Genomic DNA, 26,372 nt, shown 5'->3' on the forward strand with positions numbered 1-26,372 from the left:
GCGGCTGGTGATGGCGGAATCAGTGGACGAGGTCGTCGCCGTGCTCCGCGACGTGGCCCGTGCCACGGTCGGCGCGGATGGCGTTGCGGTCATTATTCAGGATGAGGGACGCTGTTCTTATATTGCGGATGATGCAGTCTCACCGCTCTGGCAAGGTCAGACCTATCCGGCCGACCACTGCGTTTCGGGATGGGTCATACGTCGCGGCGAGACGATTGCGATCCGTGATGTCCGGCTCGATCCACGCATCCCGCAGGACGCCTACGCGCCAACCTTCGTCCGTAGCCTGGTCATGGCACCCATCGGTCGACCCGTTCCGGTCGCGGCGCTCGGCGCTTATTGGTCGCAGGTCCGCAGTCACGACGACGACACGGTCAAGCGCCTGGAAAGCCTGGCGCGGCTGGCAACCATCGCGATCGAGAACGCACGGCTGACCCAGGCACGCAATCGCGCGGCTGCGCTCGGGGCCGCGCAGAACCGTATCCTTGAACTGGCTGTTGAAGAAACGCCGCTGAATGTTGCCCTGGACGCGATCGTCCGCGAGGTGGAGGCGCTGTCGCCGTCCCGCTTCCTGGGCAGCATCCTGCTTCTGAGCGAGGAGGGCGGTCAGCTGCAGCATTGCGCCGGACCGAGCCTGCCCCCTCCGTTTATCAACGCTGTGGAAAACATCACCGTCAGCCCAGGTGCTGGTTCAGGCAGTCGCGCGACGACCCCGAACCCACTGGCGTCCGTGTCCGACATTGCCCATGACCTGCAGTGGGCCGAGTTCCGGGCGCAGGCCATCGGCCACGGTTTGCACGTCTGCGCGTCAATCCCCATCCGGTCGGCGCAGGGCGCCATGCTCGGTACGTTTGTCATGTATCACGCCGATCTGCGCGAGCCGTTATCGGCGGATCTCGAGATCTGCGATTTCGTGGTCAAAACGGTGGGCCTCGTCGTGCACCGTGCGCGAGCCGAGGACGCAATCCGCAGCAGCGAGGCGCGCTACCGCCAGATCGTCGAAGGCGCCGAGGACTTCGCGATCATCACCTTCGACACGAAAGGTGCGGTTACCGGTTGGAACATCGGCGCCCAGCGCGTGATCGGCTACCGTGCCGACGAAGTCATGGGGCGTGGGGGCGATCTGTTCTACACCGAGTCGGACCAGGCCGAGCGAGTGTTCCAGGGCGAACTCGAACTCGCCATGGCGCGGGGGCGGGCCATCAACGAACGCTGGCACGTTGATAAGAATGGTGCGCGCTTCTGGGGCTCCGGATTGATGATGCCGCTGGCCACGGAGCAGGGCGGCTTCGTGAAAATCTTCCGCGACCGCACGGCCGAGCACCAGGCCGAAGCGGCGCTGCAAGAGAGCGCGGCGCGACTGAGCTTTTTTGATGAGCTCGACAGCCGCCTTTTCAATATTCGCCGGGCCGAAGACGCGATGCTTGTCGCCACCGAGATGCTCGGGCGCAGGCTCAACGTGTCGCGCTGCGCCTACGCGGATGTCGACGTCGACAATGACCGCTTCTGGATTCGCAGCGACTACAACGCGGCTGGCATTCAGAGCTCGGCCGGAACCTACAGCCTCGACCTTTTCGGCCCACGGGCGGCGGCGGACATGCGCGAGGGCCGCACGCTGATCGTGCGCGACGTGGGCGCAGAGCTCGGCGCCAGCGAGGGCCTGGAGATGTTTCGGGGCATTGGCATCGACGCGATCATCTGCTGCCCGCTGGTCAAGAATGGCCGGCTGACGGCCATGATGGCGGTTCATCAGGATCAGCCTCGCGACTGGTTGCCCTCGGAAGTCCTGCTGGTCAGGGAAGTCGTCGAGCGCTGCTGGGCGCATGTCGAGCGGGTGGGCGCCGAGATGCGAATGCGCGAAAGCGAAGAGCGCCTGCGCCTTGCCGTCGAACACGCCGACATCGGTTTCTGGGACGTGGACATCGTTCACGACACGCTGATCTGGCCGCCCAGAACCAAAGCGATGTTCGGCATCCAGGCTGACGTGCCAGTCACGATTCAAGACTTTTACGACGGCTTGCACCCCGAGGACCGGGACGCCACGATCGCGGCGTTCAAGGCGGCCAGCGACCCCGAACGCCGCGCGCTTTATGACGTCGACTACCGCACCGTCGGCAGGGACGATGGCGTGATTCGCTGGGTGGCCGCCAAGGGGCGTGGCGTGTTCGACGCCGCCGGCCGCTGCCTGCGTGTCACCGGCACGGTGGTTGAGATCACCGCCCGCAAGGACGTCGAGGAAGAGCTGCGCGAACTCAATGCCACGCTCGAAGGGCGGATTGCCAAGGCCATCGCCGAGCGGGAAGAAGTCCAGGAAGCGCTGCGCCAGAGTCAGAAGATGGAAGCCATGGGGCAGCTGACCGGCGGTGTGGCCCATGACTTCAATAACCTGCTCACGCCCATCGTCGGCACCCTCGATATGCTCCAGCGCCGAGGCGTGGGCGGTGAGCGTGAGCAGCGTTTGATCTCCGGCGCCGTACAATCGGCCGATCGCGCCAGGACACTTGTGCAGCGGTTGCTGGCCTTCGCGCGCCGTCAGCCGCTGCAGCCGGTGTCGGTCGACGTGGCGAAGCTGGTGAATGGCATGGGCGATCTCGTCGCCAGCACAACCGGGCCGCAAATCCGGGTCGTCGTCGATGCGCCACCTGATCTGCCAGCCGCGATCGCGGACCCGAACCAGCTTGAGATGGCGCTGCTTAATCTCTCCGTGAACGCGCGCGACGCCATGCCTGAAGGCGGGACGATGCGGATCTCGGCGAGCACCGAGTGGGTGTGCACGGGTCACCGCTCCAGGCTGCCGACCGGTGACTACCTCTGCCTGTCCGTCGCGGACACCGGCATTGGCATGGATGCCTCCACGCTCGCCCGGGCGGTGGAACCGTTCTTTTCCACCAAGGGCGTCGGCAAAGGCACGGGGCTGGGTCTGTCGATGGTGCATGGCCTGGCGTCCCAGCTGAACGGTGCACTGACGATTCAGAGCTCGCCGGGTCTGGGGACAAACGTAGAGCTGTGGCTGCCACGCGCCATGACCCTGCCGGCAGCCGCTTTGCGCATCGACGAGGCGCCGGACCGACGCTCCCTGCGCGGGATCGCACTGCTGGTCGACGATGAAGAGCTGGTGCGCGCCAGCACGTCATACATGCTGGCCGACCTGGGCTACCGCGTGATCGAAGCCTCCTCCGGCGAGGAAGCCTTGCAACTGCTGAGCACCGGGCAGCCTGTCGACCTGATCGTCACGGACCACCTCATGCCGGGCATCAGTGGTACCGACCTGGCCAGACGGGTCCGAAACGCCCGGCCCGGGACTGCAATCTTGCTGGTCTCAGGGTATGCCGAACATGAAGGGCTTGATCCGGACCTGCCGCGCCTGACCAAACCGTTCCGCAAGAGCGAGCTGGCGGCAAGTCTGGCGCAGCTTGGAGGGGCGTGCTGAGGCGGTTGTGAGATTGAGGTTGGCGGGATTTCAAGAGGTTGCAAAGTTGACCGAACGGTTCCCGATGTCTGGAGGTATCCTTTCGCAGATGGGGCATGGCCGCTGAAACATGATGATATTCGCTGCTTCATTGATCAAATTTAAGGTAGGGCGTAGCATCGGCGATGCAATTACTCATGAGGGAGAGCCGCAATGGCTACGATCCAGCAGAAGCGATCTGAACCGGTCGCCGATCGACCAAAACCCCGCGTTAGCACGAGCGGCGTGAGCCTGACCGAAGCACTGAAACAGGCGATCAAAGCCAGTGATGAAAAAAACGAATACTTTGTTCAGCATGGCAAACTGCCGCTGACTAAGTGAGGGGCTTTGTATCCACGCGTTGAAGTAACAGAGCTCTTCAGAGAGGGTGTCTCCGATTGGGGTGTCATCTACACTGCTTTCTACAACTATAAGCTTTGCGGCATTTTACCCAATGAATTCGGCCGCGACGGCTACATCCACCCCCTCCCGCTGCACCACATCCAGTTCACCGTTGACCCTGCCATCACCGCTCGATGGGCGAAGATTAGCGACCCTTTTTATCGCACTGTTCGCCGGGGCGTAGAGGCAGATCGGGACCACTGGCTCGTTTATGCGTTTGACGAGCCTGGCGGCAGATACCTCTTGGTTGATCTTTACGGCCCGGATGCTCACCAGTGTCCTGAGCGTGACCCCTACTTGCGAGATTTGAAAGTCGAAATTGTCGACCCTTGGCTCAAAGGCGTCCTTAGGTGTTATGAGCCTCCGGAAGATGACTGACCCGGTTTGCTCATTCCTCCTCCCCCACAACCGTCCGAAACACCAGCAATCCCTCACTTCTCTGTCATCATTCCCTCGTCGCTGCACACTGAGGGCATGCCATGTCTGTCGGACAACTGAAGATCAATGCCATCCGCCTCGTTGGCGGGGCCGCGGTGCTGGATTACCTCAATACCTGTGACGGCCGCCGCCCGGGCACGGGGTTGCGGGAGGTTGTCGACAAACTGAGCAACCTGGAGGACATCGTCCACTGGTTCTTCCATGCCGGGATTATCGATGCTGAAGAGCATCAGCACTGTATGGCCGTGGTGGGGCGTTCTTCCTGGCACACGCTCACGGCGTTTCAACAGTTGATCGATTTTCGCGAAGCGCTGTATCGGCTGTTGCTGCCCATGGCGCTGGACGATGACACCGACCCTGCCAGCCTTCATGGGTTGAATCAGGCGCTGGCCGACACTGCCGACCAGCGCCTGCTGGTGTTGACCCCGGCGGGTGTGATCTGGCGCTGGCGTGTCGGTGAAGACCTGAGCTCGATGACGGCCGGGTTTATCGGTCGTCTCGCGGTTCAGGCGGCGACGTTGCTCACCTCCGGCGATTTGGCCCGGCTCAAAGCCTGCGCCACGCCGGACTGCGACTGGCTGTTTCTCGATACCTCAAAAAATGGTCGCCGCCGCTGGTGCCAGATGAATATCTGCGGCGCGCGAGAAAAGATCAAAAGGGCCTCGGCCGAGTCCTGAGGGCGGGCGGTGGCGCAGCCTGCGGCAAATTGCGCCGCAACGCCGGCAAAAAGCCAGGGAACCTGCCACGGTCTCAAGCTTCTTATCTCTAGTTCACCAGTGTCGGGGCAGGTGCCGCGGCAGGACATCAGAGAGCACAGGCATGGGCGACATTCGTATCGGCATTTCAGGCTGGCGTTACACGCCATGGCGCGGGGATTTCTATCCCGACGGCCTGACGCAGAAAAACGAGTTGAAATTTGCCTCCAGAGCCGTGAACAGCATCGAAATCAATGGCTCGTTCTATTCGCTGCAATCGCCTGAGCTGTACGCGCGCTGGTACGACGACACGCCAAAGGGATTTGTTTTTAGCGTCAAGGGCCCGCGCTACATCACCCATGTCCGCCGCCTTAAAGAGATCGACGAACCCGTCGCCAATTTCTTCGCCTCCGGTGTTTTTCAGCTCAAGGAAAAACTGGGGCCGATCCTCTGGCAGTTCGCGCCCAACTTCAAATTCGACGCCGATCGCTTCGAGCATTTTCTGAAGCTGCTGCCCCACGACGGTAAAGCCGCCAAGGCCTGCGCCAGCAAATGCGCAGAGCGCTTGCAGCGGCCGGGTTATCTGGACATTCCGGCGCGCCTGAAGCTGCGTCACGCCGTTGAAATCCGCCATGAAAGCTTTCTGGTGCCTGAGTTCGTCGCGCTGCTGCGCAAATACAAGGTGGCGCTGGTGGTGGCGGACACCGCCGGCAAGTGGCCCCATGTGGAAGACCTTGCCACCGATTTTGTCTACGTGCGCCTGCATGGCGACAAGGAACTCTACGCCAGCGGCTATTCCGACGAGGCGATCAGGCACTGGGGCGACCGCATCGATGCCTGGCAACGGGGCGCGCAGCCCAAGGATGCTCAACTGATCGTGGACAAAGCCCCGCGCGCGCGGAAGTCCCGCGACGTCTTTTGCTATTTCGACAACGACATCAAGGTCCGCGCCCCCTACGACGCGCGCCGGTTACTTGAACGTTTCAATCTCACTGAAAACCTGGAAGTTGCGCCAGGCGATTTGCATGGAGCCACGTTGTGACCAGTGCCCTGATCCCCGAAGACCTCAACGGCCGACGACAAAGCGCGTCGGCCTCGGTCACCCTTAACGTGCTGACGATGAACATGCACATGGGCTTCGGTTTCCTCAACAAACGCTTCATCCTCCCGGAGCTGCGCGACGCAGTGCGCTCGGTGTCCGCCGATATCGTCTTCCTGCAGGAAGTCCACGGCGAGCATCAGGACCATGCGCAGAACGTGAAGAACTGGCCGACCACCTCGCAGTACGAATTCCTCGCCGACAGCATGTGGAAGGATTTCGCCTACGGCCGCAATGCCGTGTATCCCCACGGCCATCACGGTAACGCGTTGCTGTCCAAGTACCCGATCCTCCGTCACGACAACCTCGATATTTCGATCCACGGCACCGAAGAACGCGGCCTGCTGCATTGCGTGCTGGACGTGCCGCATTTTGGCGAGCTGCACGCGGTGTGCGTGCACCTGGGCCTGAAAGAGGTCCATCGCCAGCAGCAGCTGAAGTTGATCGCCGATCTAGTGGGGCGTCTGCCAGCCGATGCGCCGGTGATCGTCGCCGGAGATTTTAATGATTGGCGGCAGAAGGCCGATGACGTGTTGAATCCTGCCGGGCTGCGCGAGGTCTTTGTTGAATCCTTTGGTGCGCCGGCGAAAAGCTTTCCGGCGCGCTTTCCGTTGCTGCGGCTGGACCGCATTTACGTGCGCAACGCGCACATCCGGTCGCCCAGGGTGATGTCCAATCGCCCCTGGTCGCACCTTTCCGATCATGCGCCTTTGGCGGTGGAGGTAACGCTATGAGGGGTATGAGAGCGATGGGCGCCATGTGCGGCCTTTGGCGCGACGGCAACTCGGTGGAGTTGTTGATCAATGGCGAAGACTTTTTCGCCCGGGTGTTCGACGCCATTCGTGCGGCGCGCGAAGAGGTGCTGATCGAGACGTTCATCATTTTCGAAGACCGGGTGGGCGAGGGCTTGCAGCAGGCGGTGATTGCTGCCGCCAGCCGTGGCGTGCGCGTGGTCATCACGGTGGACGACTACGGCACCAGCGACCTGAGCACGGCCTTCGTCAGCAAGATGATCGAAGCCGGCGTGCAGATTCAGCTGTTCGACCCGCGCCCGAAACTGATGGGCATGCGCACCAACCTGTTCCGGCGCCTGCACCGCAAAGTGGTGGTGATCGACGGCGAGACGTCGTTCATGGGCGGGATCAACTACAGCGTCGACCACATGGCCGACACCGGCATCACTGCCAAGCAGGACTACGCCGTGCTGGTGCGCGGGCCGATTGTTGCCGACATCTATCGCTCGACGCTGAGCATGCTCGGCCCGGCCGTGCGCAAAACCTTTACGCCGCTCAAGCCGGTGACGCGTCAGGCCGGCAGCGCTCGCATGCTCCTTGCCGAACGCGACAACCGCCATCACACCACCGACATCGAAGAGCAATACCTGCTGGCGATGCGCAACGCGACTCAGCGCATCACCATTGCCAACGCCTACTTCTTCCCCAGCTACCGGTTCTTGCGTGAACTGCGCAACGCAGCCCGACGCGGGGTAAAAGTCACGCTGATTCTTCAGGGCAAACCGGACATGCCCTTCGTGCGCGTGTGCTCGCGCCTGACCTACACCTGGCTGCTGCGCGAAGGCGTGGTCATCCACGAATACAAACAACGGGCGTTGCACGGCAAGGTCGCCTTGATCGACCACGAGTGGTCAACCGTCGGTTCCAGCAATCTCGACCCGTTGAGCCTTGCGCTAAATCTGGAAGCCAACCTGTTCATCCGCGATCACGCCTTGAACCAGCGCTTGCACGAACACCTGCGCGACCTGGCCGTGGCCCACAGCAAACAAGTCAACCTCAAGGGCCTGGCGAAAGGGCAGTGGTGGCGTGCGCCGATGATTTTTCTGAGCTTCCACTTCCTGCGGCACTTCCCGGCGATTGCCGGTCTGTTCCCGGTGCACGGCCCACGCCTGAACCCCCTGCGCGCGCCGGAAACCCTGCCGGAAGCCGCTGCGCTTAAAAATGAAGTACCGGCCGATCAGGAGAAATCCCTATGACCGGTGTCTCCCAAGCTTCCACACACGAGCAGAAACCGGCCGACACGGGCAAGAATCGTCCGTGGCTGACGTGGGCCAAGCGCGCCTTCACGCTGTTCTTCTTCATCGCCGTGCCGGTGTTGTTGTTCACACTGATGAAAAACCTCGACTGGAACGAGGTGATGCACGCGCTGGAGTCCTACAAGCTCAGCACCCTGGCGCTGGGCTTCGTCATCGCTGCGGGCAGTTATCTGACGTATTGCTGCTTCGACGTCCTGGCCCGGCGCTACACCGAACACAAACTGGCGGTGAAACAGATCATCCCGGTGACCTTCGTGTGCTACGCCTTCAACCTCAACTTGAGTTCATGGGTCGGCGGCATCGCGCTTCGCTATCGGCTGTATTCGCGGCTGGGCCTGGACGTGCCGACCATCACCCGCATCCTCAGCCTGAGCCTGATCACCAACTGGCTGGGCTACATGCTGCTGGCCGGGTTTGTGTTCGCGGGTGATTTCGTTGACCTGCCCGAAGGCTGGAAGATCGGCGACACCACGCTGCAACTGATCGGCTTCGTCCTGCTGGCCGTCTGCCTGGCGTACTTCCTGGCCTGCCGCTTCTCCAAGAAACGCACCTGGACCGTTCGCAAGCAACAGTTTGTGCTGCCATCGCTGAATCAGGCCATGCGCCAGGCCTTGCTGGGCGCATTGAACTGGGGATTGATGGCGCTGCTGATCTACGTGCTGCTGCCGGAAAAAGCCTTCTACCCGGCCGTGCTCGGGATCCTGCTCATCAGCAGCATCGCCGGCGTCATCGCCCACATCCCTGCCGGCCTCGGCGTGCTCGAAACCGTCTTCATCACCCTCATGCAACACCAATTCAGCAAAGGCCAACTGCTGGCTGCGCTGATTGGCTATCGGGTGATCTATTTCCTCATCCCGCTGATGATTGCGCTGGTGGTTTACGTTGTTTTGGAAAAACGGGCGAAAGCCATGCGGCTCAGGAATGAAGAGCAGTTGTGAGTGGGAAGGGTGACGCGGGAGCTCGGGGACTGATGAATTTGCAGTGAGGCGTCGTAAATAAATGAGTCGCTCAATTCAGTCCAAAAAAAGTGTTGCCCGGACTGGCCCCTTCCCGGCTGAAGCCAGTCCTACAAAAAGCAGCGCGTGCAGTCAGTGGCATCGGCTCTGACTGTAGGACCGGCTTCAGCCGGGAAGCTTTTGCTTTTGATCTCATACAGAGAAGGTTCAAACACCGCCAATCGCGACTTGGGTGCAGGCTGAACGCAGACGACGCGGAGTGGGCCGAGCCGCATGGATGCGGCGAGAGCGCCGCTAGGACATGGATGTCCGTTCGGCGCGGGCCCACGGAGCGTCGTCGGAGTGAGGGTATTCCGACGAAGGAGGAACCCAACCAGGAGCACAAGCCCTTGGTTACTTGGGGCTTTATCAAGTAACTCGCCGAAGGCGAAACAGTCTGTCCCCAGACAGACGCTCTTGACCTTAAGGGTCAATCCCGCCCGGCAAACATCCTCACGGCATCCACCGCATCATTCGTCCCCGAACTGATCTGCACAATCGCATCCCCCGCCTGATCCGCCAGATCCACACCCTTCACCGCCGTACTCCGCGTATTGTCCATACTCACAATCGCCTGACGCGTCTCGGCCTGAATCACCTGAATCATCTCCGAAATCTCCTGCGTCGACCGGCTCGTGCGCCCCGCCAACTGCCGAACCTCATCGGCCACCACCGCAAAGCCACGGCCCTGATCACCGGCCCGGGCCGCCTCGATTGCCGCATTCAACGCCAGCAAATTCGTCTGATCCGCAATACTGCGAATCGTATTCACGATTGCCGTAATCTGCTCCGAGCGCTCACCCAACTGACCAATGATCCGCGACGAATCATCAATGTTCTGCGAAATCTGACGCATCTCACTGGCCGCCTGCTGAATCACCAGGGTGCCCTGCTCGGCGTACTTCTGCGTCTGCACCGAAATGTGATACGCCTGGGCAGCGCTGTGGGAATCCTGCTCGTGCTTTTCGATGCGCGCGGTCACGTCCGACGCAAACTTGACCACCTTCCACAGCTTGCCAGCGGCGTCGTACACCGGGTTATAGGACGCTTCCAGCCAGAGCGTCTGGCCGTGCTTGCCGACGCGCTTGAACTGATCGCTGAAAAACTCACCCTTGTTCAACCGACGCCAAAAGTCCTGATACTCGGTGCTTTTGGTGAACTCAGGGGGGCAGAGCAACTTGTGGCTTTTACCCAGCAGCTCTTGCCGGCTGTAGCCCAGCAAGCGCAACAGGTTGTCGTTGGCAGCGATGATCGTGCCGTCCAGATCGAACTCGATGACTGCCATGGCGCGGTCGATGGCCTGCAGCTTATTGTGGGCTTCGCTCTCGGCTTGAAGTTTGGCGGTGACGTCCATCGCGTATTTGACCACCCGGGTGACCTTGCCGTCCGAGTCCCTGACCGGGTTGTAATTGGCCTCCAGCCATACGGTGCTGCCATCGCCCGCCACGCGCTGGAACGTCGACGACACGAACTCTCCATTACGCAAGCGCGACCACAGCTGGGCGTACTCGGGGCTGCGCGCGTGTTCGGGGGTGCAGAACATGCGGTGCTCTTTACCGATGACCTGCTCGGGCCGGTAGCGCATGGTCTTGAAGAAGTTGTCGTTTGCCTTGAGCACCACACCGTTCAGATCGAATTCGATGCTGGCCATCGAGCGATTGATCGCCTCCAACAGACTGGCCTGATGGGCGACGGTCAGTTGCAGGTCCTGGATGATTTTATTCTTGGACGAGTCGAAAAACATGATGGCGGCTCAGGCAAGTGATTGAGGTGTGGTCCTGATCCATGACCTTGCGAGCGAGAAGCAGCTCAGATGCGTGTTCCATTTGCAGTGCACCCGATCATTACGCAGGTGATGTTAAAAAGCTATGCCGAACTTGTACAGCTCGTCGGGTTTGTACAAGGTTGTCGGTTATCAGTCATCGAAACCGGCCTGTTCGGCGATTTCGTCCACCTTCAGCTCCAGGCGATAGGCCACGGCAATGAACAGCGCCTGGCATAAACACAGCGTGGCACTGAGCGAGCGAAAGGCGAACGAGCTGCCTTCGTTGACCAGCAACACGGCATTGGCGCGCTTGGCCAGGGGAGAAAGGTTGCTGTCAGTGATGATCAACGTCTTGGCCTGATGATGCTGGGCGATGCGCAGGCAGTGCTGGGTTTCCTTGCCGTAGGGCGTGAAGCTGATGGCGATCACCAGATCGTTGGCGCGCACGCTGCGCATCTGCTCGCGGTAGCTGCCGCCGAGGCCGGAAATAAGGTGGATGCGCTTGTTGGTGTGCTGCAGGTTGTAGACCAGATAGTCGGCGACGGCGAAGGAGCGTCGCACCCCGACCACGTAGATGTTGTCGGCGTTGACCACCAGGTCCACGGCTTTCTCGAAGGCCTCGTCGTCCAGTTCCAGCGCCAGCCGCTCCAGCCCCGACAGCGTAGCGTTGACGCATTCCCGGGCCAGGTCGCCCGCGCTGGCCTTCTGGGATTTATTGGCGATCATGCTGCGAATGCGTTGCTGGTAATTCTGCACCGGCGTGGCTTTGTGGGTGTAGGCCTCGCGGAACAGCGCCTGCATTTCGCTGAACCCGCTGAAGCCGAAGCGCTGGGAAAACCGCACGATGGCCGACGGATGCACTTCGCATTCCCGGGCGATGTCGCTGATGCGGTCGACCATGATCCGGTCGCTCTGCTGGCTCATGTAACTGGCAATGCGCTTGAGCTGGCGCGGCAGGCTCTCGTATTCGGCCGTGATCAGCTTGAGCAGTGCATCGGCGGTCTCCGGCGCAGCGGTGACGGGCGTTGCGCCGTCGGCTCCGGTTTCGGGCGAGCCTGGCTGATCGAGGCTGGACATACGTGCGAATCCTTTGGCAGGTGGTGGCGTGGCGGATTGTCCGGGAGGACAGGCGGCCAGTTTTGCAGGCTGCGACCTGCAATGCAAAGTGGAATAAATATTCCACATGAAAATAATTTAGAAAAATTCATTGATCAAGCCCGGGCGCCGTTCTAGTCTGCATCCACGAACTCGCTTGCAAGCACCTCGCTTGTGGGCAAGGGCATCAGCAATCAAACCCATAACAATAAAAGAAGAGGGGCCGGCATGGGCCAGACTCGTTTTGCCACCGGGCGTCAGCTGGACGTGATTTGTCTCGGGCGCCTGGGCGTCGATCTCTATGCGCAGCAGATCGGCGCGCGCCTTGAGGACGTCAGCAGTTTCGCCAAATACCTCGGCGGCTCCTCCGCCAACATCGCGTTCGGCACCGCACGGCTGGGCGTGAAGTCAGCCATGCTGACCCGCGTCGGCGACGACCATATGGGCCGGTTCCTGGTGGAATCCCTGGCGCGGGAGGGCTGCGACGTCAGCGGCATCAAGGTCGACGCCGAACGCCTGACCGCCATGGTCCTGCTCGGCATCAAGGACCGCGAAACCTTCCCATTGGTGTTCTACCGCGAGAACTGCGCCGACATGGCGCTGCAGCCTGAAGACATCTATGAAGCGCAGATCGCCTCCAGCAAGGCGCTGTTGATCACCGGCACGCATTTCTCCACCGATCAAGTGTTCCGCGCCAGCAGTCAAGCGCTGGACTACGCCGAAAAACACAACGTTAAACGCGTCCTCGACATCGATTACCGCCCGGTGCTGTGGGGCCTGGCCGGCAAGGCTGACGGCGAAACCCGCTTCGTCGCCAACGACACTGTCAGCCAGCACGTGCAACGCATCCTGCCGCGCTTCGATCTGATCGTTGGCACCGAAGAAGAATTCCTCATCGCTGGCGGCTCGACCGATTTGCTCAGCGCCCTGCGCCGGGTTCGCGAGCTCAGTGCCGCGACGCTGGTGGTGAAGCTTGGGCCCCAGGGCTGCACGGTGATTCACGGGGCGATTCCGGCGAAGCTGGAAGACGGCGCGATTTACCCCGGCGTACGGGTGGAAGTGCTGAATGTCCTCGGCGCAGGCGATGCGTTCATGTCCGGTTTCCTGAAGGGTTGGCTCAACGACGAGAGCGACGAGCGCTGCTGCCAGTTGGCCAATGCCTGCGGCGGTCTGGTGGTGTCGCGGCATGCCTGCGCGCCAGCCATGCCGACGCTGGTCGAGCTGGAATACCTGTTTAACAGCCCGGTGCCGATCACTCGACCCGATCAGGACGCGGTGCTGCAACGTCTGCACCGGGTCAGCGTGCCCCGTCGCGAATGGCAGCCGCTGTTCATCTTCGCCTTCGATCATCGCGGGCAACTGGTCGAACTGGCGCAAAAGGCCGGGCGCGATCCGGCGTGTATCGGCCAGCTCAAGCAGCTTTTCGTGCAAGCGGTGGCGCGGGTTGAGGCCGATTTGGAGAAGCGCGGCATCGCCGCCGATGTCGGCGTGCTGGCGGACCAGCGCTTTGGTCAGGATTCACTGAATGCGGCCAGCGGGCGCGGCTGGTGGGTGGCACGTCCGGTGGAAGTGCAAGGCTCGCGCCCACTGGCGTTCGAGCACGGGCGCTCGGTGGGCAGCACTCTACTGGCCTGGCCTCAGGAACAGATCATCAAGTGCCTGGTGCAATACCACCCGGACGACGAACCGATGCTGCGCCTGGAACAGGAAGCGCAGTTGTTGGGCCTGTATCAGGCAGCGCTGGCCAGCGGTCATGAACTGCTGCTGGAAGTGATTCCGCCGAAGGATCATCCTTCGACCCATCCGGATGTCATCTACCGTTCCCTCAAGCGCCTCTACAACCTCGGCATTTACCCGGCCTGGTGGAAAATCGAATCGCAGTCCGCCGAGGTCTGGGAACAGCTCGATGCGCTGATTCATGAGCGTGATCCGTACTGCCGGGGTGTGGTGTTGCTGGGGCTGAACGCGCCCGCCGAAACCCTGGCGGTCGGCTTTCGTCAGGCGGCGAAAAGCACCACCTGCCGTGGGTTTGCCGTAGGCCGCACGATTTTTCATGAACCCAGCCGAGCCTGGCTGGAGGGCGAAATCGATGACGCGGACCTGATCACTCGGGTACAGAGCAACTTCGGTTTCCTGATCGAGTCCTGGCGCGACGCCCGGGCTTGAAGTCCGAACCCGCGGACTGTGTGTTCAGTTGAACGTGATAACAACAATAAAGGTGCAGCCATGCCCGCTTCTGCAATCCGAATTGGCATCAACCCGATTTCCTGGAGCAACGACGACCTCCCGGCCCTCGGTGGCGAAACGCCCCTGAGCACCGCGCTCAGCGAGGGCAAGGAAATCGGCTACGAAGGCTTCGAGCTCAACGGCAAATTCCCCAAGGACGCCCAAGGCGTGGCCGATGTGTTGCGCCCCTATGACCTGGCGCTGGTGTCGGGCTGGTATTCCGGTCGGCTCGCCAGCCGTTCGGCGGCCGAGGAAATCGACGCCATCGCCAGCCATGTCGAACTGCTCAAGCACAACGGCGCCACGGTGCTGGTCTACGGCGAAGTGGCCGATTCGATTCAGGGCCAGCGCATCCGACTGGTCGAACGACCGCGCTTCCACAGCGCCAGTGCCTGGCAGGCCTACGCCGACAAGCTCACCGAGCTGGCCCGGTTCACCTTGTCCCAAGGCGTGCGTCTGGCCTATCACCACCACATGGGCGCGTACGTGGAATCGCCGGAGGACATCGACACGCTGATGGCGCTGACTGGTGATGAAGTCGGCCTGCTGTTCGATTCCGGTCACTGCTACATGGGGGGCGGCGAACCGCTGCAGGTGCTGAGCACACACATCGAGCGCATCTGCCATGTGCATTTCAAGGACGTGCGCAAGCCGGTGGTGCAGCTGGCGCGCAACAACTTGTGGAGCTTTCCGGACTGCATCGTCAACGGCACCTTCACCGTGCCCGGCGATGGCGACATCGATTTCGCCGCGCTGCTGGAGGTGCTGATGCAAGCGGATTACCAAGGCTGGCTGGTGGTCGAGGCGGAACAGGACCCGGCCGTTGCGCCGAGCTATGCCTACGCGAAGAAGGGCTACGAGACCCTGCGCCATTTGCTGGCCGCCGCGCAGTTGAACAGCGCGGCTGAACAACAGAACGCACCTCAACAACCGCCTGAACAGAGGAGCCTGTGAACATGAATCTCTTGGTCAAGAGCAAGGCTGAAGGGCGCGATGTCGTCGCGCTGGCCGACGGCGTGCTGACGTACGTCGGCTTCTCCGCCCACCGATTGAGCGTCGGCGAACGTCTGCCGGTGAATGCGGGCGACAAGGAAATCTGTCTGGTGCTGCTCAGCGGTCGCATCAGCGTCAGCGGCGAGGCGCCGGGGCAGGGCGGTTTCAACTGGGAAAACCTCGGTGATCGGCAATCGGTGTTCGAGGACAAATCGCCCTTCGCGGTGTACCTGCCGCCGGGCAGTCAAGCCGAAGTCACGGCGTTGAGCGCGGTGCAGATTGCCGTGTGCGCTGCGCCGGGCGATGCCTCCAAAGACCTGCCGGCGCGCGTGATCACCCCCGACACGATGAAACGCAGCGTGCGCGGCCGGGCGGCCAACACCCGATACGTCTGCGACATCCTTCCCGATTCTGAACCGGCGCATTCGCTGCTGGTGGTAGAGGTGCGCACGCCCTCGGGCCACTCGTCGAGCTACCCGCCCCACAAGCACGACACGGATGATTTGCCGCACCAGAGCTTCCTGGAAGAAACCTATTACCATCAGGTCAACCCGCCCCAGGGCTATGTGTTCCAGCGCGTGTACACCGACGATCGCAGCATCGATCAGGCCATGGCCGTGGAGAACAACGATCTGGTCACGGTGCCCAAGGGTTACCACCCGGTCAGCGTGCCGTACGGCTATGAATCCTATTATTTGAACGTGATGGCCGGGCCAAAGCGCGCATGGCAATTCCACAACGATCCGCAGCACAGTTGGCTGCTGGATCTGTAACCCAATATTTTTTGAAGGAGCCCGTCATGAGCAATGCCCCGATCATCGGCCACTACATCAACGGCCAGATTCACGACAGCGCCGAGCGTTTCAGTGATGTGTTCAATCCGGCTACCGGCGCCGTGCAGGGCCGGGTGGCGCTGGCGGAACTGAAGACCGTCGATGAAGCCGTTGCCGCTGCCCAGGCGGCGTTTCCCGCTTGGGCGGATCAGTCGTCCCTGCGGCGTGCGCGGGTGATGTTCAAGTTCAAGGAACTGCTTGACCAGCACCACGACGAGCTGGCGGCCATCATCTGCCGCGAGCACGGCAAGGTGTTTTCCGATGCCAAGGGCGAAGTGGTGCGTGGCATCGAGATCGTCGAGTTTGCCTGTGGCGCGCCGAGCCTGCTGAAGAGCGACTACAGCGACAACATCGGTGGCGGCATCGACAACTGGAACCTGCGTCAGCCACTGGGCGTTTGCGCCGGCGTCACGCCGTTCAACTTCCCGGTGATGGTGCCGCTGTGGATGATCCCCATGGCGCTGGTCACCGGCAACTGCTTCATCCTCAAACCGTCCGAGCGCGATCCGTCGGCGAGCCTGTTGATGGCGCAGTTGCTGAAACAGGCGGGCCTGCCCGATGGCGTGTTCAACGTGGTGCAGGGCGACAAGGTGGCCGTGGACGCGCTGTTGCAGCACAAGGGCATCGAGGCGATTTCGTTTGTCGGCTCCACGCCCATCGCCGAATACATTCATCAGCAGGGCACGGCCCACGGCAAGCGGGTGCAGGCCCTCGGCGGTGCGAAAAACCACATGATCGTCATGCCCGATGCCGATCTGGATCAGGCCGCCGACGCGTTGATCGGCGCGGCCTACGGTTCGGCGGGCGAGCGCTGCATGGCGATCTCCATTGCTGTGGTGGTAGGAGACGTGGGGCAGAAACTCATCGACAAACTGCTGCCGCGCATTGATGCGCTCAAGGTCGGCAACGGCATGAACGCCGATTCGGACATGGGCCCGCTGGTCACGGCGGTGCACAAGGCCAAGGTCGAGGGCTACATCGCCCAGGGCGTGCAGGAAGGCGCCAAGCTGATCGTCGACGGGCGCAACTTCAGCGTGCCGGGCGCGGAACAGGGGTTCTTCGTCGGCGCCACGCTGTTCGATGACGTGACGCCGGAAATGACGATCTATAAGGAAGAAATCTTCGGGCCGGTGCTGGGGATCGTCCACGTGCCTGATTTTGCCTCGGCGGTGGAGCTGATCAACGCCCACGAATTCGGCAACGGCGTGTCGTGCTTCACCAGCGACGGCGGCATCGCCCGGGCCTTTGCCCGCAACATCAAGGTCGGCATGGTGGGCATCAACGTTCCGATCCCGGTGCCGATGGCCTGGCATTCCTTCGGCGGCTGGAAGCGCTCGCTGTTCGGCGATCATCATGCCTACGGCGAAGAAGGCCTGCGCTTTTACAGCCGCTACAAAAGCGTCATGCAGCGCTGGCCGGACAGCATCGCCAAGGGCGCGGAATTCAGCATGCCGACGGCGAAGTAGGGGAACAACGTTAATCGTTTGCTGAACGCGGTCAATGTGGGAGCGAGCTTGCTCGCGAAGGCGGCTGTATGGCCACTGGGAATGTGCCAGACGGACCGGCCCCTTCGTGAGCAAGCTCACTCCCACAGGGATCATCGCTGAGTCTGAATATTCAGCCCAGTCAGCCAAGTCCGCTAACCATTCCCAGGGCTTTCATCACCGCCAATAACAATAAGGTGCAAGCATGACCACGACTCGATTGACCATGGCCCAGGCCCTGGTGAAGTTTCTCGATAACCAGTACGTCGAAGTCGACGGCGTGCAGAGCAAGTTCGTCGCCGGGGTGTTCACCATTTTTGGTCACGGCAACGTGCTCGGTATGGGCCAGGCGCTGGAGCAGGACCGCGGCGACCTCATCGTTCATCAAGGCCGCAACGAACAAGGCATGTGCCACGCTGCCATGGGGTTTGCCAAGCAACACCTGCGCCGCAAGATCTACGCCTGTACCTCATCGGTCGGCCCCGGCGCCGCCAACATGATCACCGCCGCAGCCACCGCATCGGCCAACCGCATACCGCTGCTGTTGCTGCCCGGCGATGTCTACGCCAGTCGCCAGCCTGATCCGGTGCTGCAACAGATCGAACAGTTCCACGACCTCAGCATCAGCACCAACGACGCCTTCAAGGCCGTAAGCAAATACTGGGACCGCATCAACCGCCCCGAGCAACTGATGAGCGCGGCCCTCAACGCCATGCGCGTGCTCACCGACCCTGCCGAAACCGGCGCCGTCACCCTGGCGCTGCCCCAGGACGTACAAGCCGAGGCCTACGACTACCCCGATTCCTTCCTGCAAAAACGCGTGCACCGCATCGACCGTCGTCCGCCCACCGAAGCGATGCTCAGCGACGCCGTGGCGCTGCTCAAGGGCAAACGCAAACCGCTGCTGATCTGTGGCGGCGGCGTGCGTTATTCCGGCGCGGCCGCCGAGCTGCAGGCGTTTGCCGAGCGCTTCGGCATTCCGTTCAGCGAAACCCAGGCCGGCAAGAGCGCCATTGTTTCCGCCCATCCGCTGAACATGGGCGGCATCGGCGAGACGGGCACGCTGGCGGCCAATACCCTGGCGCGGGAAGCGGACCTGATCATCGGCGTCGGGACCCGTTACAGCGACTTCACCACCGGCTCGAAATCCCTGTTTCAGAACCCTGAGGTGCAGTTCCTCAACCTAAACGTCGGCGCCTTCGATGTGCAGAAGCTCGACGGCGTGCAGGTGCTGGCCGATGCGCGGCTGGCGCTTCGGTCCCTGGCGGATCAGTTGAGCGACTACCGCGCGCAGTGGGGCGATCAGCCGCGCGACGCAAGGACTGCGCTGGAGGCGGAAGTGGATCGGCTGTACGCCGTGGAATACCAGACCGAAGACTTCGAGCCGGAAGTCAGCGGCCACCTTGACCCGCAGGTGCTGCGCGACTTCATCGAGATGACCGGTTCGTGCCTGACCCAGAGCCGCGTGCTGGGCGTGCTCAACCAGCAATTGCCCGCGGACGCGGTGATCGTCGCGGCGGCCGGCAGTCTGCCCGGGGATCTGCAACGGGCGTGGCGCAGCACCAGTGTCGACAGTTATCACGTCGAGTACGGCTATTCGTGCATGGGCTATGAGGTCAACGCCGCGTTGGGCGTGAAAATGGCGGCGCCCCAGCGGGAGGTGTACGCCCTGGTGGGCGACGGCTCCTACATGATGCTGCACTCGGAACTGGCCACCTCGATTCAGGAGCGGCGCAAGATCAACGTAATACTGCTCGACAACATGGCCTTCGGTTGCATCAATAATTTGCAGATGGGCAACGGCATGGGCAGTTTCGGCACCGAGTTCCGCTACCGCAATCCCGAAACCGGTCAGCTGGATGGTGATTTCGTGCCGGTGGATTTTGCGATGAGTGCCGCGGCGTATGGCTGCAAGACCTACAAAGTCAGCAACGCTCAAGAGCTGGAAGCGGCACTGGCCGATGCGCGCAGGCAGACCGTTTCGACGCTGATCGACATCAAGGTACTGCCGAAAACCATGATCCACGGCTACCTGTCGTGGTGGCGCGTGGGCGTGGCGCAGGTGTCGACCACCGTTACCACCGCCGAGGCGTACGAGCGGCAAAAAGCGGCGTTGGCCAAGGCCCGTCAGTATTGAACACGCTTCTGCAGGGACAGGACATTCACCCATGAAAATCGGACTCATCGGCTACGGAAAGGGCGGGCGCTATTTTCACGCACCGCTGATCGCCAGCCTGCCCGGCGTGACCTTTGCCGGCGTGGTCACCCGCTCGCCGGAACGCCGGCAGGACCTGCGGAACGACTACCCCAAAGTCCCGGCCTTCGACAGCCTCGCCGATCTGGTCGCGGCCGGGGTCGATGCGGTGGTGATTTCGACGCCGCTGGCCTCCCGGCGGGCATTGATCCTTGAAGCCATCGAACTCGGCGTACCGGTCGTCAGCGACAAGCCATTTGCACCGGATGCCCGGGCGGCGCAGGAACTGGTGGACGCCGCCGAACGCCGAGGCGTGCTGTTGGGTGTGTACCAGAACCGCCGCTGGGACTCCGATTTCCTCACCGTGCGCAAACTGATTGATCAGGGCGTTCTCGGCGACATCAGCCGTTTCGAGTCCCGAGTCGAACGCTATTCGCCCACGTCGGCTGGCAAGGAAAGCGGCGGCGGCATTCTGCGGGATCTCGGCAGCCATCTGGTGGATCAGGCGCTGCTGCTGTTCGGGCCGGTGAAGCGGGTGTACGCCGAGCTTGAGTTCGCGACCCCTGGGCAGAAAGTTGATCACGGCTTCTTCATGTCACTGACCCATGCCAACGGCGTGGTTTCGCACCTCTGGGGCAACTGCCTGCAAAACGCCCAGGGCCCGCGATTTCGGGTCAACGGTTCACAGGGCTGCTATACCGTCGAGGGCCTCGACGGTCAGGAGGCTGCCGCACTGGCCGGGTTGTCACCCAAGTCCGAAGGCGAACGCTGGGGCGTGGAAGAACACCGACGCTGGGGCTGGTTTGAGCAGGGCGAGCACCGCGAGCGGGTCCCGTCGGAGCGTGGCTGCTGGACCGAGTTTTACCGGCAATGGCAGGAGGCGGTGATGAATCAGGGGCGTAATCCTGTGGATGCAAACGATGCGGTGGCCTCGGCCAGGGTGCTGGATGCCGCAAGAATCAGCGCGATGGAGGGCAGGGTGGTGGTGCTGTGAAAAGCACACGCAGATGCCTTGTGAGGCACTGCGCTACACCCACCAACAGCCCAGACGGGGCGCACCAAAACGAAAATAGAAATTAATTCTAAAAGCTGTTGAAGTAGAAATTATTTTCCAATAGAGTCATTTCCAGGTTGCCGACGATCGCCGTCAGCGCCTGGTGTCGGGTCTCCCGACAGCAGGCCGAACGAGCGACACAAAAACAAGAAAGCCAATCGCAGACAGGTACCGCCGATGAACATCTTCAGATCAGCCGCCAAGGCTTGCCGTCCCTTCTTACTCGCGCTTCCCGCCATTCCCCGAGCTGTTTCCCGCACATTCATCAACGCTGCCCCCGCGTTCGAATCCGCCCTCGAAACCATCGCCCACGTACTCTGCGTCGAAAGTCGCGGCGTTGTGGTGTGCGGGGCATCGGGCGGCTCGGTCGCGCACCTTTCAGACGCGGCGTCTTCTGCTCCGCGCTAAACGCCAGCACCTCCAGCAGTCGTTATCCCGCTATTACAACAACAAGAATCTGGAGAAAGACCGTTCATGAATACCCCACTCCGTTTCACCTCACTCGCCCTGGCCCTGATGCTGAGCAGCGGCGTCACCCTGGCGGCCGACCTGAAGATTGGCGTGTCCATGTCTCAGTTCGACGATACGTACCTGACCTACATGCGCGAGGACATGGACAAGAAAGTCAAAGCCATGGGCGGTGTCGACCTGCAGTTCGTGGATGGTCGCAATGACGTGAACAAACAGCTCGATCAGGTGCAGGAGCTGATTGGCAAGAAGGTCGACGCACTGATCGTCAACCCCGTCGACACCGAAGCCACCGTGAAGATCACCAAGGCGGCCACGGATGCTGGCATTCCGCTGGTCTACGTCAACCGCCGTCCGGACGATCCGAAGCTGCCCGCAGGCGTTGCCTCCGTGACCTCCGACGACAAGGAAGCCGGGCGCATGCAGATGGAATACCTGGCCAAGAAAATGGACGGCAAGGGCAACGTCGTCATCTTGCTCGGTGAACTGGCGAACAACTCGACCCGCGACCGCACGGCAGGCGTGAAAGAAGTCCTGAAAAACTACCCCAACATCAAGGTCACCCAGGAGCAGACCGGCGCCTGGCAGCGGCAGAAAGGCATGGACGTCACCAATGACTGGCTGACCCAGGGCCGCGACTTCAAGGCGGTCATCTCCAACAACGACGAAATGGCCATCGGTGCGGCCATGGCCCTGAAGCAGGCCGGCAAAAAAGGTGAGGTGTTTGTTGCCGGTGTCGACGGTACTCCGGACGGCCTGAGCGCGGTCAAGAAAGGCGACCTCTCGGTCTCGGTGTTTCAGGACGCCAAAGGGCAGGGCGAGGGCGCCATCGATGCGGCCGTGAAATTGGCGAAGAAGGAAACGCTGCCCGAACAGGCCATCGTGATTCCCTTCAAGCTGATCACCCCGGACAACGTCAGCACCTTCAAATAACCGCTCACCTCACACCGACTGACTCCCGGCCGAGCGCCGCCGTGCCTCTGCCGCCCTGTCACTCGAGGAGCCTGTGACCATGTTCGCTTCCGCAACCGCTTCGGCTTCAAACAATCCACCCGCTTCCGGGATGGCGAGCGACGCCGAACACCCTTATCTGCTGGAAATCACCAACATCAGCAAGGGCTTTCCCGGGGTGGTGGCGCTGGACAACGTGCAACTGCGCGTGCGGCCCGGCAGCGTGCTGGCGCTGATGGGCGAGAACGGCGCGGGGAAGTCCACGCTGATGAAAATCATCGCCGGCATCTACCAGCCCGACACCGGCGAAATCCGCCTGCGCGGCAAGCCGGTGGTGTTCCAGTCGCCGCTGGCGGCGCTGCAATCGGGCATCGCCATGATCCATCAGGAGCTCAACCTGATGCCGCACATGAGCATCGCCGAAAACATCTGGATCGGCCGCGAGCAGCTCAACGGCCTGCACATGGTCGATCACCGCGCGATGCACCGCTGCACGGCGGAATTGCTCGAACGCCTGCGCATCAACCTCGATCCGGAAGAAATGGTCGGCAACCTGAGCATCGCCGAACGGCAGATGGTCGAGATCGCCAAGGCCGTTTCCTACGACTCCGACGTCTTGATCATGGACGAGCCGACCTCCGCCATCACCGAGACGGAGGTGGCCCACCTGTTTTCGATCATTGCCGACCTGCGCGCCCAGGGTAAGGGCATCATCTACATCACCCACAAGATGAACGAAGTGTTCGCCATCGCCGATGAAGTGGCGGTGTTCCGCGACGGCGCCTACATCGGCCTGCAGCGGGCCGACAGCATGAACGGCGACAGCCTGATTTCCATGATGGTCGGCCGTGAACTGACCCAGCTGTTTCCCGAACGCGACCAGCCCGTCGGCAAGCTGCTGCTGTCGGTGCGCGACCTGGCGCTGGACGGCGTGTTCGAGGGCGTGTCGTTCGACCTGCACGCGGGCGAAGTACTCGGCATCGCCGGGCTGATGGGATCGGGGCGCACCAACGTCGCTGAAACGATCTTCGGTATCACCCCGAGCACGCGCGGGGACATTTTCCTCGACGGCACGCCGATCCGTGTCAGCGACCCGCACTTCGCCATCGAGAAAGGCTTTGCGCTGCTCACCGAAGACCGCAAGCTCAGCGGCCTGTTTCCGTGCCTGTCGGTGGGTGAAAACATGGAAATGGCCGTGCTGCCCCATTACGTCGGCAACGGTTTCGTCCATCAGAAAGCCCTGCGCGTGCTGTGCGAAGACATGTGCAAAAAACTGCGGGTGAAGACGCCGTCCCTTGAGCAGTGCATCGACACGCTGTCCGGCGGCAATCAGCAGAAAGCCCTGCTGGCGCGCTGGCTGATGACCAACCCGCGGGTGCTGATTCTCGATGAGCCGACCCGTGGCATCGACGTCGGCGCCAAGGCCGAGATTTACCGGCTGATTTCCCTGCTCGCCAGCGAAGGCATGGCGGTGATCATGATTTCTTCCGAACTGCCGGAAGTGCTGGGCATGAGCGACCGGGTCATGGTCATGCATGAAGGCGAAATGATGGGCACCCTCGACCGCGCCGAGGCCACCCAGGAACGGGTCATGCACCTGGCGTCCGGAAACCCTGTTCACTGACTCCCTATTCACACGATCGCTGGCGACAGAAGCGCCGATTCAAGCACTGCGCCACGCCCCAGTGGCATGCCCCGGTCGGGTCGAACAAGAACAAGAGGCACACATGAAGATGAACGCGATGCTGGACAACAAACCCGCGCTGGCGCCTCGCAAACACAAGCGCCGGCTGCCCACCGAACTGAGCATTTTTCTGGTGCTGATCGGCATCGGCCTGATTTTCGAGCTGTTTGGCTGGATCGTCCGCGATCAGAGCTTTCTGATGAATTCCCAGCGGCTGGTGCTGATGATTCTGCAGGTGTCGATCATTGGCCTGCTGGCCATCGGCGTGACTCAGGTCATCATCACCACCGGCATCGACTTGTCGTCAGGCTCGGTGCTGGCGCTGTCGGCGATGATTGCCGCCAGCCTGGCGCAATCGTCGGACTACACCCGGGCGGTGTTTCCGTCGCTGACCGACCTGCCGGTGTGGGCGCCGGTCATCGCCGGGCTTGGGGTGGGGCTGCTCGCGGGAGCGATCAACGGCAGCATTATCGCCATCACCGGCATCCCGCCGTTCATCGCGACGCTGGGCATGATGGTGTCGGCGCGGGGCCTGGCGCGCTATTACACCGGCGGTCAGCCGGTGAGCATGCTGAATGATTCCTACACCGCCATCGGCCAGGGCGCCATGCCGGTGATCATTTTTCTGGTGGTCGCGGTGATCTTTCACATCGCCCTGCGTTACACCAAATACGGAAAATACACCTACGCCATCGGCGGCAACATGCAGGCGGCGCGCACCTCGGGGATCAACGTCAAGCGTCATCTGGTGATCGTCTACAGCATCGCCGGTCTGCTGGCCGGGCTGGCGGGCGTTGTCGCCTCGGCGCGGGCGGCCACGGGGCAGGCCGGGATGGGCGTTTCCTACGAGCTGGACGCCATTGCGGCGGCGGTGATCGGCGGCACCAGCCTCGCCGGTGGCGTGGGGCGGATCACCGGCACGGTCATCGGCGCGCTGATTCTCGGAGTCATGGCCAGCGGCTTTACCTTCGTCGGCGTCGATGCCTACGTGCAGGACATCATCAAGGGCCTGATCATCGTCATCGCCGTGGTCATCGATCAGTACCGCAACAAGCGCAAGCTCAAGCGCTGAGTCGTTCAGGTGTCATCAAAGAGGGCCTGTTCGCAGGCCCTTTTCGTTTTTCATCGATTTGAACCGATCAGGCCACGGTCGGTCAGACACCATCTGCCTCGTTTCGAGGACGCCCGGGCTGGGCGAAGGGTGCGATCAAACCCCGGCGCGACCCAATGCCACCGGGTATTCAAACCCTTGTTGGACGAATCCTGATCAATTATGTTGCCGAGTACCGAACCCGGCCTTAGACTGCCGCCCCTCGTAAATTGAGTGCCAAGCGGCGCTTCGAGACTACGGCGCGTTTAATGCCAGGTTGAGGCGCACCTTTGAGATCGCCTTAATGCACGTTTTTTTATAGAGAAATCAATGACCAAGGAAAAGTTGCTGGCGATGCCGGCCGATGACTACATGAACGCCGAGCAGCACGCGTTCTTCGTCGACCTGTTGCAAGCCATGAAAGTCGAAATCCACGAGCGCATCGAGCAGAGCCGTATCGCGATCGAAAGCCTGGACACCCCGGCTGACCCGGCCGACGCCGCTTCCGTGGAAGAAGAGCGCCACTGGCTGGTGAACGTGATTGACCGCGATCAGCGCATGCTGCCACAGCTGGAAATGGCCTTGAGCCGTATCGCTGACGACAGTTTTGGCTGGTGCGAAGACAGCGGCGAGCCCATTGGCCTCAAGCGCCTGCTGATCAGCCCGACCACCAAGTACTGCATCGAAGCTCAGGAACGTCACGAGCAGATCGACCGCCACCAGCGTCAGGCGTGATCCCTCGGGTTCGACCGCCCGCAACGGGTGGTCGAGCCGTTCCATTGCGTACCCTTTACGCGCTGACTGCGTAAGCCCCTTCCTTCGCCGCACATTCCGACCGACTACCACCAATGACTCATGGCGCATGGCCGCTATTTGGGCGTTTAATGCTTTCACAATAATGAAAGCAGGGCAGGTCCCGGACATGGATGCGAAAGGTCGTCACGCCGCAACACCCTCTCAACCCGCTCACGGGGCTCTCGACAAGCGGACCGCCGCCGGTTCGCGCTGGCTGACGCCCGGCCTGCAAAGCCTTGGGCTGTGTCTGCTGTTCGCGGCGATGGTCTGGGGTGGTGTGTCGGTTTACGTGTGCCTGCTCATTGGGCTGTTGATCCTATGGTTGCCAATTTTGTTACCGTCGCTGTTCGCCGGCCGAACGCCGGTGGCAGCGGAAGAAGCGGGCGAAGACGGCATGACCCGTCTGACCCGCGATCTGTCCCGGAGCACCAGTCACAATGCGCTGTCTGCGGCGGCCGTGGCGTTTTCCGTCAGGCAACTGGCGGGCAAGCTGCAGTCCCAGGTCAACGCGGCCGAGCAGATCGTCAGCAGCGCCGACGTGATGATCGCCACCGAGCGCGCCACTTCCACGCTTAGCCAGCAAGCGCTGACCGCCGCCAGCCAGGCGCGGGAG

The 26,372-nt window shown here is 61.9% G+C and carries 20 protein-coding genes and 1 pseudogene; 18 read left to right on the forward strand and 3 right to left on the reverse strand.

Annotated features, from left to right (window positions below; all coding sequences use genetic code 11):
* The first annotated feature begins 10 nt into the window (after window positions 1-10).
* From AC07RO_RS10870 to AC07RO_RS10905, 8 genes are all read left to right on the forward strand, one after another.
* Complete coding sequence (locus AC07RO_RS10870; protein ID WP_495086037.1) at window positions 11-3,430, forward strand: PAS domain S-box protein; 3,420 nt, start codon at window positions 11-13, stop codon at window positions 3,428-3,430.
* A gap of 192 nt (window positions 3,431-3,622) precedes the next feature.
* Entirely contained in the window at window positions 3,623-3,790 is a 168-nt protein-coding gene (locus AC07RO_RS10875; RefSeq protein WP_463583197.1) for a hypothetical protein, read from the forward strand.
* Between the two features lie 6 nt (window positions 3,791-3,796).
* Complete coding sequence (locus AC07RO_RS10880; RefSeq protein WP_495085996.1) at window positions 3,797-4,228, forward strand: type II toxin-antitoxin system YafO family toxin; 432 nt, start codon at window positions 3,797-3,799, stop codon at window positions 4,226-4,228.
* A gap of 101 nt (window positions 4,229-4,329) precedes the next feature.
* Window positions 4,330-4,965: a CGNR zinc finger domain-containing protein gene (locus AC07RO_RS10885; protein WP_495085997.1), complete on the forward strand. Its 636-nt coding sequence runs from the start codon at window positions 4,330-4,332 to the stop codon at window positions 4,963-4,965.
* 142 nt (window positions 4,966-5,107) lie between these two features.
* A complete protein-coding gene (locus AC07RO_RS10890) occupies window positions 5,108-6,025 on the forward strand; it encodes a DUF72 domain-containing protein (protein ID WP_495085998.1) in 918 nt (305 codons plus the stop codon).
* A complete protein-coding gene (locus tag AC07RO_RS10895; RefSeq protein WP_407073251.1) occupies window positions 6,022-6,816 on the forward strand; it encodes an endonuclease/exonuclease/phosphatase family protein in 795 nt (264 codons plus the stop codon). Before AC07RO_RS10890 ends, AC07RO_RS10895 begins: the two co-directional genes overlap by 4 nt.
* 23 nt (window positions 6,817-6,839) lie before the next feature.
* A complete protein-coding gene (gene clsB / locus AC07RO_RS10900; RefSeq protein WP_495085999.1) occupies window positions 6,840-8,072 on the forward strand; it encodes a cardiolipin synthase ClsB in 1,233 nt (410 codons plus the stop codon).
* Entirely contained in the window at window positions 8,069-9,070 is a 1,002-nt protein-coding gene (locus AC07RO_RS10905) for a lysylphosphatidylglycerol synthase domain-containing protein (RefSeq protein WP_346625357.1), read from the forward strand. Before clsB ends, AC07RO_RS10905 begins: the two co-directional genes overlap by 4 nt.
* A 487-nt stretch (window positions 9,071-9,557) precedes the next feature.
* On the opposite strand, the gene AC07RO_RS10910 is transcribed toward AC07RO_RS10905, so the two are convergent.
* The 3 genes and pseudogenes from AC07RO_RS10910 to AC07RO_RS10920 all read right to left on the reverse strand — a co-directional run bounded on the left by AC07RO_RS10910 (window position 9,558) and on the right by AC07RO_RS10920 (window position 11,969).
* Entirely contained in the window at window positions 9,558-10,109 is a 552-nt protein-coding gene (locus AC07RO_RS10910; RefSeq protein ID WP_495086038.1) for a methyl-accepting chemotaxis protein, read from the reverse strand.
* Window positions 10,095-10,871 (reverse strand): annotated as a pseudogene (locus tag AC07RO_RS10915) (PAS domain-containing protein); the annotation flags it as partial. The pseudogene AC07RO_RS10915 and the gene AC07RO_RS10910, both read right to left, overlap by 15 nt.
* 171 nt (window positions 10,872-11,042) lie before the next feature.
* A complete protein-coding gene (locus tag AC07RO_RS10920) occupies window positions 11,043-11,969 on the reverse strand; it encodes a MurR/RpiR family transcriptional regulator (protein WP_346625356.1) in 927 nt (308 codons plus the stop codon).
* A 246-nt stretch (window positions 11,970-12,215) separates the two neighbouring features.
* Between AC07RO_RS10920 and AC07RO_RS10925 the strand changes: the two genes are divergently transcribed.
* The 10 genes from AC07RO_RS10925 to AC07RO_RS10970 all read left to right on the forward strand — a co-directional run bounded on the left by AC07RO_RS10925 (window position 12,216) and on the right by AC07RO_RS10970 (window position 25,699).
* A complete protein-coding gene (locus AC07RO_RS10925) occupies window positions 12,216-14,153 on the forward strand; it encodes a bifunctional 5-dehydro-2-deoxygluconokinase/5-dehydro-2-deoxyphosphogluconate aldolase (RefSeq protein WP_495086000.1) in 1,938 nt (645 codons plus the stop codon).
* A gap of 60 nt (window positions 14,154-14,213) precedes the next feature.
* Window positions 14,214-15,167 carry a myo-inosose-2 dehydratase gene (iolE, locus tag AC07RO_RS10930; protein ID WP_495086001.1) on the forward strand — a complete coding sequence of 318 codons (954 nt, stop codon included), beginning with the start codon at window positions 14,214-14,216 and terminating at the stop codon, window positions 15,165-15,167.
* Between the two features lie 2 nt (window positions 15,168-15,169).
* Window positions 15,170-15,979: a 5-deoxy-glucuronate isomerase gene (gene iolB / locus AC07RO_RS10935; protein ID WP_423574969.1), complete on the forward strand. Its 810-nt coding sequence runs from the start codon at window positions 15,170-15,172 to the stop codon at window positions 15,977-15,979.
* Between the two features lie 26 nt (window positions 15,980-16,005).
* The gene (locus AC07RO_RS10940) at window positions 16,006-17,505 is read left to right on the forward strand and encodes a CoA-acylating methylmalonate-semialdehyde dehydrogenase (RefSeq protein ID WP_346625352.1); all 1,500 of its coding nucleotides are present in this window, start codon (window positions 16,006-16,008) and stop codon (window positions 17,503-17,505) included.
* 223 nt (window positions 17,506-17,728) lie between these two features.
* Complete coding sequence (gene iolD / locus AC07RO_RS10945; protein ID WP_495086002.1) at window positions 17,729-19,660, forward strand: 3D-(3,5/4)-trihydroxycyclohexane-1,2-dione acylhydrolase (decyclizing); 1,932 nt, start codon at window positions 17,729-17,731, stop codon at window positions 19,658-19,660.
* Window positions 19,661-19,691: 31 nt separating this feature from the next.
* Window positions 19,692-20,711 carry a Gfo/Idh/MocA family protein gene (locus AC07RO_RS10950; protein ID WP_495086003.1) on the forward strand — a complete coding sequence of 340 codons (1,020 nt, stop codon included), beginning with the start codon at window positions 19,692-19,694 and terminating at the stop codon, window positions 20,709-20,711.
* A 534-nt stretch (window positions 20,712-21,245) separates the two neighbouring features.
* On the forward strand, window positions 21,246-22,172 hold the full coding sequence (locus AC07RO_RS10955) for a sugar ABC transporter substrate-binding protein (RefSeq protein WP_495009525.1): 927 nt from the start codon (window positions 21,246-21,248) through the stop codon (window positions 22,170-22,172).
* Window positions 22,173-22,251: 79 nt separating this feature from the next.
* Complete coding sequence (locus AC07RO_RS10960) at window positions 22,252-23,814, forward strand: sugar ABC transporter ATP-binding protein (RefSeq protein WP_495086004.1); 1,563 nt, start codon at window positions 22,252-22,254, stop codon at window positions 23,812-23,814.
* 109 nt (window positions 23,815-23,923) lie between these two features.
* A complete protein-coding gene (locus tag AC07RO_RS10965) occupies window positions 23,924-24,946 on the forward strand; it encodes an ABC transporter permease (RefSeq protein WP_495086039.1) in 1,023 nt (340 codons plus the stop codon).
* Window positions 24,947-25,294: 348 nt separating this feature from the next.
* Window positions 25,295-25,699, forward strand: a complete 405-nt coding sequence (locus AC07RO_RS10970; RefSeq protein WP_122537744.1) for a TraR/DksA family transcriptional regulator — start codon at window positions 25,295-25,297, stop codon at window positions 25,697-25,699.
* Window positions 25,700-26,372: the final 673 nt, after the last annotated feature.

The sequence above is a fragment of the Pseudomonas sp. GW821-FHT07F05 genome, assembly GCF_059418765.1.